General features: G+C 67.0%; 8 protein-coding genes. 7 read left to right on the forward strand and 1 reads right to left on the reverse strand.

The window, feature by feature from the left end:
• Nucleotides 1–187 precede the first annotated feature (187 nt).
• A complete protein-coding gene (locus tag CYU89_RS05975) occupies nucleotides 188–2965 on the reverse strand; it encodes a TonB-dependent receptor (protein WP_296279349.1) in 2778 nt (925 codons plus the stop codon).
• A 239-nt stretch (nucleotides 2966–3204) separates the two neighbouring features.
• On the opposite strand from CYU89_RS05975, the gene CYU89_RS05980 reads away from it, so the two are divergent.
• The 7 genes from CYU89_RS05980 to CYU89_RS06010 all read left to right on the forward strand — a co-directional run bounded on the left by CYU89_RS05980 (nucleotide 3205) and on the right by CYU89_RS06010 (nucleotide 13300).
• On the forward strand, nucleotides 3205–4221 hold the full coding sequence (locus CYU89_RS05980) for a sugar kinase (protein WP_296279351.1): 1017 nt from the start codon (nucleotides 3205–3207) through the stop codon (nucleotides 4219–4221).
• A 133-nt stretch (nucleotides 4222–4354) separates the two neighbouring features.
• Nucleotides 4355–5203, forward strand: a complete 849-nt coding sequence (locus CYU89_RS05985; protein ID WP_296279353.1) for a CoA ester lyase — start codon at nucleotides 4355–4357, stop codon at nucleotides 5201–5203.
• Nucleotides 5200–7647, forward strand: a complete 2448-nt coding sequence (locus CYU89_RS05990) for a sodium:solute symporter (protein WP_296279354.1) — start codon at nucleotides 5200–5202, stop codon at nucleotides 7645–7647. The genes CYU89_RS05985 and CYU89_RS05990 overlap by 4 nt, the downstream gene beginning before the upstream one ends.
• A 71-nt stretch (nucleotides 7648–7718) precedes the next feature.
• Nucleotides 7719–8594, forward strand: coding sequence for a LysR family transcriptional regulator (locus CYU89_RS05995; RefSeq protein WP_296279356.1), 876 nt, complete (start codon nucleotides 7719–7721; stop codon nucleotides 8592–8594).
• A gap of 229 nt (nucleotides 8595–8823) precedes the next feature.
• Nucleotides 8824–11055, forward strand: coding sequence for a TonB-dependent receptor (locus tag CYU89_RS06000; protein ID WP_296279357.1), 2232 nt, complete (start codon nucleotides 8824–8826; stop codon nucleotides 11053–11055).
• Nucleotides 11056–11144: 89 nt separating this feature from the next.
• Entirely contained in the window at nucleotides 11145–12353 is a 1209-nt protein-coding gene (locus CYU89_RS06005) for a serine hydrolase domain-containing protein (protein ID WP_296279359.1), read from the forward strand.
• The gene (locus CYU89_RS06010) at nucleotides 12350–13300 is read left to right on the forward strand and encodes a ribokinase (protein ID WP_296279361.1); all 951 of its coding nucleotides are present in this window, start codon (nucleotides 12350–12352) and stop codon (nucleotides 13298–13300) included. The genes CYU89_RS06005 and CYU89_RS06010 overlap by 4 nt, the downstream gene beginning before the upstream one ends.
• Nucleotides 13301–13311: the final 11 nt, after the last annotated feature.

A 13311-nucleotide genomic window follows, 5' to 3' on the forward strand; every position in this document is an offset into this window, starting at 1 on the left:
GCTATCAGAGAGTGCGCCGCAACAACAAGTAGTTGATTCGAATGGGAAAATGTCCCGAGACAATGGTGTCGTCAACGGGCGGCCCCCTCATCGGAAGCGCCCGGTCACGGACACAAAAAAGCCCGGCCGGGAGAGGCGGCCGGGCTTCAGGTGCACCCCGTGGGGGAGGTGCGGGACCGTCAATGCATCAGAACTTGTATCGCAGGCCCAGCAGGTACTGGCGGCCGGTTTCGCTGTAGTCCAGCGGGAGCTGGCCACCCGAGTTCGCCACCCACGACTCCTGCGGTTCGTCGGTCAGGTTGATGCCTTCCAGGCTCAGTTCCAGCTTGTCGTTGATCTTCCAGCGCACGGACGCGTCGACCGTGGTGGTGCCGGTCTGCCCGTGCACGTCGAAGCCGGCTTCGGTGGCCGGGACCTGCAGCAGGAAGTCGTCGCGATTGGTCGCCGAGACACGACCGGAGAAGCGTTCGCCTTCGTAGTAGAGCGTCGCGTTCCACGCGTGCTTGGACAGGCCGGTCAGATCGGTCTTGAACGAGTTGGCACCGGTCGACGTCAGGTACTGGATCTGCGAATCGACGTAGGTGTAGTTCAACTGCACGCCGAGATTGCCGAACTTGCCCGGCAGGAAAGTGAAGGGCTGCGTGTAGTTGGCTTCGAAACCGGTCAGTTCGCCGCCCGGGGTGTTGAGCGGAACACTGAAGACGAAGTCGTCGTTGACACCGGCGCCGGTGCCGTCCAACAGGCTGGCGGGCAGGCCGCTCGACGAGTACGGCTGCACGACGCGCGTGGTCTGGATGAAACTCTCGATGTCCTTGTAGAACAGCCCCAGGCCCAGCATCGCGCCTTCGTTGAAATACCACTCGAAACCGAGATCGACCGTCTTGGCGCGGATGGGATCCAGGTTCGGATTGCCGCCGCTGACGGTGCGCGCACCGCCGCTGACGTTGACGGTCACGCCCGGCGTCAGGCTGCCCAGGCCGGGACGCGTCATCACCTTGGCGGCACCCAGCCGGATCAGGAAGTCAGGCGTGATCTCGGCCACCAGGTTCATCGACGGCAGGGTGTCGCTGTATTCGCGGGACACCGTCGTGGCGACCGGCGTGCCGCTGGCCGTCGCGATGCCCGTGGAAGACTGCTTCGTACGCACGTAACGCACGCCGACGTTGCCGGACACCGGAATCGCGCCAAGATCGGCGGAGAATTCGCCCATCAGGTAGACACCACGATCTTTCTCCTCGACGCTGCGCGTGTTCACCGCGCGCTCGTTGAGGGTGAACGGACCGGTATTGCTGTAGATGTCGTAGAAGTCGGCGATGCCCTGGTAGTCGGGGATCACCCACGTGCCCGGCGATCCGCTCACGCCGCTCAGGCTGGCCTGTTCGGTCAGGTCGGCCGGCACGATGCGGGTGCCGTCGGTGAACATCGGCACGCCGGTCAGTGCTTCCGTCGAACGACGCAGTTCGCGCGTGGAGAAGCTGTAGTCCTTGGCCTGCACGCCGCCCTTCAGGCGGAAGCCCGCGCTGATGTTCCAGTTGAAATCCAGCTGGGCGACGTCGAAATCGTTCTCGACGTACTGCGGACGGATGCGGATCTCGGCCAGGGTCCAGCCGTTGGGGTCGGTCGGGCTGATGCCGTAGTCGATCACCGGCTTGTACGGATTGCCACGATAGTCGTAGCTGTAATTGTCGACGTTCAACTTGTCCATGATGACCGTCGTCTGGATCGGATTCTCGTGTTCCGATTTCGACGTGCCCAGCTTCCCGGAGATCTTGAAGTTGTCCGTGAACTCGTGCTCGCCTTCCAGTCCCAGCTGCGTGAAGACCGTGTTCCACTCGTCGTGGCGGCTCTCGGAGCGGATGTCCACGTCGTCGAACAGGCCGTAGACCAGTGCGCCGTTCTCGATCGCGCCTTCGCGCACGATGGTCTGCGGCTTGCCGCCCTGCGAGGCGCCGCGGCTGAACGAGATGGCTTCGATGTATTTCTCGTCGCGCACCGCATCGATCTTCGAATACAGCGCATCGAAGGCGAACTGGGTGCGGTCGGTCGGCTTGAACTGCAGCGATGCCGTCACGCCGGTGCGCTTCTGGTCGTGCTCCATCAGCGTGTAGCGGGGAAAGCGCGGATGGTAGGTGTTGGCGGCAAGGGCCGGCGTGTAGGGCGAGGCGGGATTGAAGCCGTTGTTGCTGGTGCCGCCGGCCCAGCGTCCGCTGCCGCTGCCCTCCTCCAGTGCCTGCCGCTCGGAGTAGGCGACCGACAGCAGTGCGCCGAACTTGCCGTCGGCCCAGGTATTGGCGATCAGGCCCGCCAGGCGCGGGTCGGTCGTGCTGCCCATGTCGGCATAGCTGGCCTGGCCGCTGGCGACCAGGGTGAACCCGTCGTAGTCGAACGGGCGCGCGGTGCGCAGGTCGACGGTGGCGCCGAGCGAGCCTTCTTCCACATCCGCCTGTGCGGTCTTGCGCACGATCAGCTGCGAAAACAGGTCGGAGGCGAACACGTTGAAGTCGAAACCGCGTCCGCGGTTGGAGCCGCCGTTCTGGTCGGTGGAACCGACCGTGGTCAATGCCTCCATGCCGTTGATGCGCACGCGGGTGAAGTCGGGGCCCAGGCCGCGTACCGAGATGTTGCGGCCCTCGCCGGCATCGCGGGTGATGACCACGCCGGGGATGCGCTGCAGCGATTCGGCCAGGTTGAGATCCGGGAACTTGCCGATGTCCTCGGCGACGATGGCATCGACCACGCCGGCTTCGCCGCGCTTGATGTCGAGGGCTTTCTCGACGCTGGCGCGATACCCGGTGACGCTGACGGTGTCGAGGGTGTCGACGCTCTCGGCAGGCGCGGACTGACCGGAGTCGGCCGATTGCGCGGTCTCCTGGGCATGCGCCGCCGCACTCATCTGCAGCGCCAGGCCGATCGAGACGGCAAGCAAGGTAACCGGTGTCTTCCGGTTCTGGTGACTAACTGGCATGTTCTCCCCTCCTCAAGGGACCATGGCCGCGTGGAGCGACTGTTTTGATGGCAAAAACTGCGGTTTATTCCCTTACGAATCCTGCCAGCTGGTAAAATGACACCGCTGGTCAAAAACAACGCTAACAGAGTGTGCGCTGCAACAACAACTGCCGTCTCCACGCGTTTTTCCTTGTCCCGTGGACAAGTCGCGGATGACAGGCGAGGCTGGTGCGCCACCATCACGGGAGGAGTGGGGTCATGGGCAAGATCGTCTGTTTCGGGGAGCTGTTGCTGCGACTGGGCGCGCCTGGCCGCCAGGCATTGCTGCAGTCGCCGGTGCTCGACGTGCACATCGGTGGCGCAGAGGCGAACGTCGCGGTCTCGCTTGCGCGCTTCGGCCACGAGGCGCGCATGGTCGGCCTGGTCGCGGACAACGCACTGGGTGAGGCCGCGCTGGGCGAGCTGCGCCGGCACCGCGTCGACACGCGCGCCGTGCAGCAGGTCGCAGGACGCATGGGCCTGTATTTCCTGACGACGGGTGCGATCCAGCGACCGAGCGAAGTGCTCTACGACCGCGCCGATTCGGCCTTCGCGCGCGCAGGTGGCGGCACGCACGACTGGCCTGCGCTGCTGTCGGGTGCGGACTGGCTGCATGTCTCCGGCGTCACGCCTGCGCTTGGCCAGCAGGCGGCGGACGGCGTCCGCGTGGCGATCGACGCCGCGCGCGCCGCGGGTGTGAACGTGTCGTTCGACGGCAACTTCCGGCCCAAGCTCTGGGACGCGTGGGGGGGCGATGCACCGACGATCCTGCGCGGCCTGATGTCCGGGGCCGACATCCTGTTCGCCAGTCATCGCGACCTGGAGGTCATCCTCGGCCTGGACTTCCCGCAGGCGACGCCGCAGGAGCGCTTCGCGGCCGGAGCCGCTGCGGCCTTCAAGGCGTTCCCGCACCTCCGGCAGATGGCGGCGACGATCCGCGTGCAACGCAGCGTGGACCATCACGCGCTGTCCGGCATCACGGCCCTGCGCGACGGCAGCCTGCTGACGACGCCGTCCTACGAAGTGACTCCCATCGTGGATCGCATCGGCACCGGCGATGCGTTCGCGGCCGGCGTCCTGCACGGCGGCCTTGCCGGCATGGCGCCCGCCGACGCATTGCACTTCGGCGTGGCGGCGGCATGCCTGAAGCACTCGCTGCCGGGCGATTTCAATCTCGTCGCCGCGAACGACGTACAGGCATTCCTCGGCGAGAACAGCCTGGACGTCAAACGCTGAGCGCGTCCGGCCGCAAGGGAATGTTGCGTTGCCGCATTCCCGGACGCAGCAAAAACTATCGTTTGAAGATGCTGGCGCGGGCTTTGCCGGTGGCGCGATTCCAGCAGACTGCGCGCCATGATGAGCGCCGTCCATGCGTAGCAAACTGTTCGTGCCCGGCAGTCGCCCGATGCTGTTCGCCAAGGCGTTGGCCGGCGACGCAGACCTCCTGTCCTTCGACCTCGAGGATGCCGTCGCGGGCGAAGACAAGGCGGCGGCGCGCACGCAGGTCGCTGCCTTCCTGCAGCCGGCACCGCACCGTGCCGCGCGCAAGCAGGTGGTCGTACGCGTGAACGCCTGGAGTTCGTCGGCGTGGGAGGACGACCTGCGCGCGATCCTGCCGCTGGACATCGACCTGCTCAACCTGCCGAAGATCGAGTCGGTGGAACAGCTCCGCCAAGCGATCAGCGAAGTCGAGTCGGTCGAAGCGCGCCTCGGCGTCCGCAGGGCCGTCGGGCTGCTGGTGAACATCGAAACCCCCCGCGCGCTGCGCCATGCGGTCAAGATCGCGCAGGCCCATCCGCGCGTCCGCGGCCTGCAACTGGGGCTTGGCGATCTGTTCGAGCCCTACGGCATCCGCCGCAGCGACCTTCGCAACGTGCACGCCGCGCAGTACGCCCTGCGCATGGCCGCGGCGGAAGCGGGCGCGTTCGCTTACGACGCCGCGTTCCCTGGCCTGGAAGACGAAGCCGGCTTCCGCGCCGAAGCCGACGCGGCGCGCGCACTCGGATTCGCGGGCAAGAGTTGCGTGCATCCGCGCCAGGTGGCGTGGGCCAACGCGGCGTTCGCGCCGTCCGTCGAGGAAGTCGACGCGGCGCGTCGCACGGTTGCCGCCGCAGAGGGGAGTGCGGGTGTCTACGCGGTGGACGGCCGCATGGTGGATGCCCCGTTCCTCGCGCGCGCGCGCGCCGTCCTCGCCGCTGCCGAACGGGAGCGCGCATGACGGTCGTTTCGCGGGTCCGCGGCCGTTTCGGTCTGGCGTCGCTACACAGGTATCTGGCGATGGTGGGCATTGCCGTGCTGGTCGCATGCGGCGTGTTGCCGGGCCATGCACGCGGCGAGAGCCTCACGCGTCTTTCCGAGGGGTCGCTTCCCGTACCGCCCGCGAGTGCGCGTGCCCTGCACAGCGCCGGTGACGACCTGCTGGCCTTCGGCGACACCGCTGCGTGGCGGTGGGAGAAGACCGGAGCACGCTGGCAGGTGATCGGACTGAAGGCGCCGGCCCCGGTCGATCATTGGCGGAATGCGGCGCCGGGGCGTCTCTACCTGCTTCAATCGGACATCACCGGCTCGCGGATCGCCGGGATCGCAACAGCGAACCTCGTGCGCGGACAGCTGTCCGTGCAGCCATTGCCGGCGTTCCCGCAACCCCTCGAGCAGGTCCAGCTTGCGGCGGATTCCGCGAATGTCTATGCGGCCGGTCGCGACGACGCGGGCACGGCGCGCGTATGGCGGCGCGCGGTCGATGCCTCGGCCGCCACCGCGTGGCAGGCGCTGCCTGCGCTTCCGTCGGGCGCGCCCCTCAACTCGCTTGTCGCGCAACGCGGCGAACTGATCGCCACCACGCGCGGCGCAGGCGAGGATGCCCAGTGGCGCTGGTCGTCCGAAAACGGCTGGCAATCATTGCCGCCCGTTCCCGGTGCGCTTGCCGGCGAAGGCACGGCGCGCGCGCTCGGACAGGCCCACGTGCTGTATCTGCTCAAGCCATTCGCCGGTTCCACCGCCTCGCGGCTCGCGACCTTCCATACCATCACCCGCGCCTGGACCGACATTCCCGGGTCCACGGCCGCGCTCTCGCCCCGTGTCACGGCCTGGGGCGACGGACTGGTCGGCTGGGACGCCGGCGCCAGCGCGCTGCGGACGACCTCGATCACCGGCGGCACCTACCTGCTCAAGTGGCTGGACTGGCTGGTCATCGTCGTGTATCTCGCAGCGATGGTCGGCATCGGCCTGTACTTCTACCTGCAGGAGAAACGCGCATCCACGGCGGATTTCTTCGTCGGCGGCCGCAGCATCCCGTTCTGGGCGGCCGGCGTCAGCCTGTACGCCACCAACACCAGTTCCATCAGTTTCATCGCGATTCCGGCGAAGGCGTTCGAAACGAACTGGCAGTACCTGACCAACAACCTGATCGCGGTCGTCGGCCTGATGTTCGTCGCCATCTGGATCGTGCCGCTGCTGCGCCGCCTCGACCTGATGTCCGTGTTCTCCTACCTGGAGAAGCGTTTCCATCCCGCCATCCGGATGCTCGCCAGCGCCCTGTGCATCGCGATGCAGATCGGCAGCCGCATGAGCGTGATCCTGTTCCTGCCCGCGCTCGCGATCGCCACGATCACCGGCCTGGACGTGGTGTGGAGCATCCTCATCATGGGCGTGTTCACCATCATCTACACCACGCTGGGCGGCATGAAGGCGGTCATCTGGACCGACTTCGTGCAGGTGTTCGTGATGTTCGGCGGCGCGATCTTCGCCATCGGATTCATCATCTACCACCTCAACGGCGGCGTGCCCGAGTTCCTCCAGGTGGCGATGGCGGAGAACAAGACGCAGCTGTTCGATTTCAGTTTCGACCTCACCAAGGCGACCGTCTGGGGCTTCATCTTCCTGGTGGTGTTCGACGTGGTGCTGACGTTCCCGAAAGACCAGGTGCTGATGCAGCGCGTGCTGTCCACGAAGTCCGACAAGGAGGCGGGGCGTTCGATATGGACGTTCGCCGCCATCATGATTCCCGGCGGCTTCTTCTTCTATGCGATCGGCACGGCGCTGTACGTGTACTACCAGTCCCATCCCGAGCGCATGAATCCGCTGCTGCCCATCGACGCGACATTCCCGCTGTTCATCGCGGCAGAACTGCCGATGGGCGTCACCGGCCTGATCATCGCCGGCATCTTCGCCGCCGCCATGTCCACGCTGTCCAGCATCATCAACAGCGTCTCGACGCTGGCCTCCGTGGATTTCTACGAGAAGCTGGCGAAGAACCCGACTCCGAAGAAGAGCGTGCTGTTCGCGGAGATCATGGGCGTGCTGGTGGGCCTGGTGGGCATCGGCATAGCGCTGGTGCTCTCGCGCTACGACATCCACTCCCTGTTCGACGTCTCGATCGAACTGGCAGGTCTGCTCGGGGGTGGCTTCGCCGGGGCGTACACGCTGGGGATGTTCACGCGGCGCGCCAACGCACAGGGCGTTGCCATCGGCATCGCCGGGGCCATCGTGCTGACCCTGCTTATCTGGTCGATGGATCTCGTGCATCCGTACTTCTACCTGGGCATCTCGATCCTGCTGTGCATCGTCATCGGCTACGCGGCCAGCTGGCTGTTCCCGCCACCGGCGCAATCGCTGCAGGGCCTGACGATCCACCGGCAGGATGCCGTGAACACGGCCGGCTGAGCGCATGGGCCATAGGTCCCATCGTCGGCGCGCCACGCCTCGTGTAGCCTGACGGCAGCAGGGGGAGGCGCGTGGATACCCAGTTCCTGAACACGTTCGTGGTGGTCGCCGACCGCGGCTCGATGGCGGCCGCGGCGCGCGTGCTGAACATCACCCCCGCCGCGGTGGCGCAGCAGATCCGCACGCTCGAGCGGGAACTGGGCGCGCCTTTGATCGCGCGCGCGGGGCGCACCGTCAGCCTGACCGAAGAGGGCGCGCGCATCCTGCAGCGGGCACGCGACCTGCTCCGCGACGTATCGGACATGCGCAGTGTGGCCAACGACAGCGACGTGTCGGGCGAACTGCGCCTGGGCGCGTGCCCGACCGCGCTGGCCGGCATGCTGCCCGACATCCTGGCGCGCATGGTCGATGCATTCCCGCAGATCAACGTCTACATCCGGCCGGCGTACTCGGCCGAGCTCTATCGCGCGGTGGAGGCGGGCGAACTGGACGCGGCGCTGGTGCTGCAGGCGCCGTACAGCCTGCCCAAAACCTGCGACTGGCAGCTGCTGCGCGAAGAGCCGCTGGTGATGATCGCGCCGGCGCGGATGGCGGGACGCGACCCGCACGACCTGCTGCGCAGCGAACCGCTGATCCGCTACGACCGCAACCAGTGGGGCGGGCGCGTGGCGGACGAGTACCTGCATGCCGCCGGGATCGTGCCGCGCGAGCGGTTCGAACTGAACGGGCTCAACGCCATTGCGGTGATGGTGGACCGCGGCCTGGGCGTGTCGCTGGTACCCGACTGGGCACGTCCGTGGCCGGAGGGGCTGGACCTGGTGCGCATTCCGCTGCCGCTGCCCAGCGAGCCACGCCGGATCGGCATGGTGTGGTCGCGCTCCTCGGTGCGCATCCGCCTGGTCACCGTACTGCTGCAGGAGAGTCGTGCCGCCACCGGCCATGCCTGAGCCGCGATGTTGCAGTGCACGCTACAAAAACTAGCCTGTGAACATATCGGCGGACGATTCTTCCGTGACCGGTGTCGCCTTACGCTGCGGCCATCGTCGGGTTCACGCGTCTGGGAGGAACGCGGGGCACGCCGGCCGCCAACGCGGTCTTCGCACACACATCTCTAGTCCGGAACGTGCCGCCCGCTGCGCGACCGTGCCGTCCACCGAAGCATTCCGAGAGCACACCATGAAACAGGTACCCGCCGCGTTCGGCGTTTTCCTGCTGGCCGCCGCCGTCAGCGCCAGCGTCAAGGCCCAACAGAACACTCCGCTGCCGCCGCAGGACGCGACGACCGAAGAACGGGCGAAGGATGCCGTCGACCTGGATCAGGTGATCGTGACCGGCGTGCGTGCGCCGAAGTCGATCGACCGCATCCCCGGTGCGGTGTCGCTGGTGTCCAAGGAAGAGGTCAAGCACACGCTTGCGCTGACCGAAGACGCGACGGCGGTGCTGGCACGCACGGTGCCCGGCTATGCGGAATCGTCCCAGGCCATGAGCAATACCGGTGAAACCCTGCGCGGCCGCATCGCGCTGCGCCTATTCGATGGCGTGCCGCAAGGCTCGCCGTTGCGCGAGGGTGGCCGCAACGCGACGTTCACCGACATGGGCATCGTGGACCGCATCGAGGTCATCAACGGTCCGTCGGCGTCGGAGGGCATCGGTGCCGCGGGTGGCATCATCAACTACATCTCCACCGTGCCGACCAAGGAAGGCAGCGAATTCCGCTTCCTGTCGCGCTATTCCACCCAGTTCAAGGACGACAGCGCCGGCTGGAAACTCGGCCTGAACTATGCGTTCAAGCAGGAGAACCGCGACCTGGTGGTGGGCGTGTCGCGCATCGATCGCGGCATGGCGTACGACGCGGATGGTCGTCGTGTCGGCATGAACACGAGCGGCTCGGTATCGGACTCGGTGGCCCGCAACCTGTTCCTGAAGGGTGGCATCAACTTCGGTGAAGACGGCGTGCAGCGGCTGCAGCTGAGTTACAGCAATTTCAAGATCGAGGGCAACGGCGACTACATCCAGGTCGAGGGCTGCCGCCCCGGCACCTGCCCCAATCCGGTGACCAACACGTCCGAGCGCGGGCAGATCTTCGGCAGCAAGGCGGAGTTCAACGACTTCGAGCAGTTGAATGCGCTGTACACGCACGGAGACTTCCTTGGCGGCAATCTGGTGCTGAATGCGTACTGGGCTGACCAGGCCATGCGTTATCTCCCGGAGAACGGAGACGATCGCCAGTTGGTGTGGCCGCTGCCGGTGGGCGCGGAGCGCATCTTCGACCAGTCGGAAATCACCAGCAAGAAGTGGGGTCTCCGTCCGTCGTGGACCCGCTCGTCGCTGTTCGGCGTCGATGGCCTGGAACTCCGCACCGGTGTCGACTATGTCTACGACGAGGCGCAGCAGCGCCTCGCATTGACCAACCGCCTGTGGGTGCCGCCCATGGAATACACCAGCGTGGCGCCCTACGTCCAGCTCAGCTACGACATCGGCCCGGTGACCGTGAGCGGTGGCTTCCGTCGCGAGGACGGTGAGCTGCACGTCGACAGCTACACGACTACGCCCTTCCGCAACAGCGTGTTCGTCGAGGGCGGCGGCGTGGAGTACACCGAGAACCTGGTGAACTTCGGCGCCATCTGGCGTATCGCCGGCGGCTGGTCGGTGTTCGCCTCGTACGGCGAAGGCTTCAGTCTGCCCAACATCGGCATCCCGCTCCGCAACATCAACGTGCCGGGCCAGTCGGTGGACCGGATCCGCGACCTGCAGGCGATCGTCGTCGACAACCGCGAGTACGGTTTCAACTGGCGTGGCGACCGCGGTTCGCTCGGCGGTTCGTACTACGACTCGCGCTCCCCGTTCGGCACCTCGCTGGCGGTCGACCCGGCGACCAACGACTACGTGCTCAACCGCGCCCCGACCCGCATCAAGGGCGTCGAACTGAGCGGCGAATGGCGCTTCAATCCGCAGTGGAAGGTCAACGGTCTTTACTCGCGTATCCGGGGCGAGACCGCGTTCTGGAATGCCGACCTGCTGGGTCGCTATCCCGCAGGCGGGCTCAACAAGCCGATCGGTGTCTCGGACATCAATCCGGACAAGATCGGCGCGTCGGTCAACTGGCGTTTCAACGAACAGGGTGACGTCACCCTCAACGCCACGAAGCTGCTGGATCGCGACCTTACGGGTTCCGATACGCGTGCGTTCGACGGACAGACCTACTCGTTCCAGGAACACACGCAGGGTTACACGCTGTTCGATCTCAGCGCCAACTACAATTTCGAGAACTATGGTCGCGTGACGCTGGGCATCGAGAACCTGACCAACAAGCAGTACGTGCTCAGCTGGTCGCAGGTGGACTTCTTCAAGAACTATTTCGCCGGTCGCGGTCGCATGTACTCCGTTACCTACGAGTACACGTTCTGATCCACCATCCGCGGATGCCGGTCTTGTCCCTCGCCGCATCCACCCGCGCCGCCCCCTCTCCTGGGCGGCGCGGGCTCTGGATGGTCCTCATGCTCTCGCTCGCCGCCTGCGCGACGGCCGCTCCGCCGCCGCTGCCCCGTGCGCCCATGGATGCGCTGCTTACCCGCGACACCGGCGATGCCGGATACCTGGGCGCCGTCGCCGTGGTCGCCGATCACGGCACGGTGGTCTACCGAGGTGCGTTTGGCCATGCCGACCTGCAAGGCCTGCAACCGCTGCGCGATGACGCGATCTTCCGTATCTATTCCATGACCAAGCCCGTCACCTCGGTGGCGGCATTGATGCTGGTCGAACAGGGCAGGCTGCACCTCGATGCCCCGGTGGCGACCTATCTGCCCGAATTCGCGGGTCTGCAGCGGGTCGCGGGCGGCAGCGTGGAGGCGCCCGCGCTCGTGCCGGTGCAGCGCCCGCTGACCGTGCGGCACCTGCTCACGCACACCGCCGGTTTTGCCACGGGCGGTGACGACATCCGCGTGGCATCCGCCCTGCTGCAGGCGCAGGCGCCGGAAGAAGCCACGGACCTCGCCGGCTATGCCGACCGCGTCGCACGCGCGCCGCTCGCCACCGAGCCGGGCACGCGTTTCCGCTACGACGGCGTCAACACCGAAGTGCTGGCGCGTGTGATCGAAGTCGCCAGCGGTCAATCGTTCGAGACCTTCCTGCGAACGCGCATCTTCGTGCCGCTCGCCCTGCACGACACCGGCTTCGAAGTGCCTGCGGCGCAGCGTGGTCGCATCATGGCGCTGACCACGCGCAATGCCGAAGGCCAGCGCGTGTTGGCCGACACACCGTCTGCGCGCAAACCCGGCGTCCGCCTGCGCCCCTACACGAGCGGTGCCGGTGGCCTCTATTCCACCGCCGCCGACTACCTGCGCTTCGCGCGGATGCTGGCCGACGGCGGCACGCTCGAGGGCGTGCGCCTGCTACGCGAAGACACCGTGGCGATGATGATGTCCGACCAGCTCGCCGGCTTCGATCCTCCGGTGCCCGCACCCGAGCCGGGTGAAGGCTTCGGCCTGGGCGGGTATGTCGTCACCGATCCGGCGATCAGTACGCGTCCCGGATCGCGCGGACAGTTCGGCTGGTCCGGCGCCGCTTCCACGTACTTCACCATCGACCGCGAGCGCGGGCTGGTGATCCTGCTGCTGTCGCAGCACCTGCCCACCGACGGGGCGCCTCCGTTGCCCAAGCTGGCCACGCCGTTCTATCGCGCGGTCTATTCGGCGGTGTCGCCATGAGTCGCGGTCATGGCGGCGTGCTGGTGGCGGGATCGGCCAATCTCGATTTCGTCGTGCGTGCGGCGCATGTGCCGGCGCCGGGCGAGACCGTATTGGGTCGTGAGTTCGCGACGTTTCCGGGCGGCAAGGGCGCCAACCAGGCCGTCGCCAGTGCGCGTGCCGGCGGTGTGCCGACCCGCATGCTGCTCGCGCTCGGTGACGATCCGTACGCGGTGGTGCTCGAAGCCGCCCTTGCCGACGCCGACGTGTCCACGCACATCGTGCGCGTGCCGGATACCGCCAGCGGCACCGCCTTCATCTGCCTGTCCGACGACGCGGAGAACGCGATCACCGTCGCGCCGGGCGCCAACGCGGGATTGAGGCCGCACCATCTTCCTTCGCTGCGCGGCATCAGCCATCTGCTCCTGCAGCTGGAAACACCGCTGGACAGCGTGGCCAGCTACGCCCGGCTTGCCCGCGAGGCCGGCGTTCGGGTGGTGTTGAATGCCGCACCCGCCACCCCGTTGCCCGCGGGCCTGCTCGACAGCGTCGACGTACTGGTCGTCAACGAAGGCGAACTGGCCACGCTGGCCGGCGAAGGTTCCGTGGCCGCGCAGGCGGCGCGCCTGCCGGTGCCCTGCGTGATCGTGACCCTTGGCGCCCGCGGTTGTTTCGCGCGGCGCGGCGGTGAAATCTTCCTGCAACCCGCGTTCCCGATCGACGCCGTGGATACGACCGCGGCCGGCGATACGTTCTGCGGCGCATTGGCCGCCCGCTTGGCCGAGCATGCCGGGCTGGCGGACGCGCTACGCTTCGCCAGCGCGGCCTCCGCGCTCGCCTGCACCCGGCTGGGCGCGCAGACCAGCATCCCGGCGCGCCCGGAAGTCGAAGCCTGGCTCGCCGGGCATGTCGACGCACCCTCGCAGCAGGCCGCCCTGGCGGCTTACTGCGGCCTTCCCCGCGACTGATCCATCGTCCC

This window comes from Pseudoxanthomonas sp. (genome assembly GCF_002863005.1).
Classification (GTDB): Bacteria; Pseudomonadota; Gammaproteobacteria; order Xanthomonadales; family Xanthomonadaceae; genus Pseudoxanthomonas_A.

Bases quoted from the DNA above. Each gene is read 5' to 3' on its own strand.
- CYU89_RS05975 (WP_296279349.1), bottom strand. From the start codon at position 2,965: ATGCCAGTTAGTCACCAGAACCGGAAGACACCGGTTACCTTGCTTGCC.
- CYU89_RS05980 (WP_296279351.1), top strand. From the start codon at position 3,205: ATGGGCAAGATCGTCTGTTTCGGGGAGCTGTTGCTGCGACTGGGCGCG.
- CYU89_RS05985 (WP_296279353.1), top strand. From the start codon at position 4,355: ATGCGTAGCAAACTGTTCGTGCCCGGCAGTCGCCCGATGCTGTTCGCC.
- CYU89_RS05990 (WP_296279354.1), top strand. From the start codon at position 5,200: ATGACGGTCGTTTCGCGGGTCCGCGGCCGTTTCGGTCTGGCGTCGCTA.
- CYU89_RS06000 (WP_296279357.1), top strand. From the start codon at position 8,824: ATGAAACAGGTACCCGCCGCGTTCGGCGTTTTCCTGCTGGCCGCCGCC.
- CYU89_RS06005 (WP_296279359.1), top strand. From the start codon at position 11,145: ATGCTCTCGCTCGCCGCCTGCGCGACGGCCGCTCCGCCGCCGCTGCCC.
- CYU89_RS06010 (WP_296279361.1), top strand. From the start codon at position 12,350: ATGAGTCGCGGTCATGGCGGCGTGCTGGTGGCGGGATCGGCCAATCTC.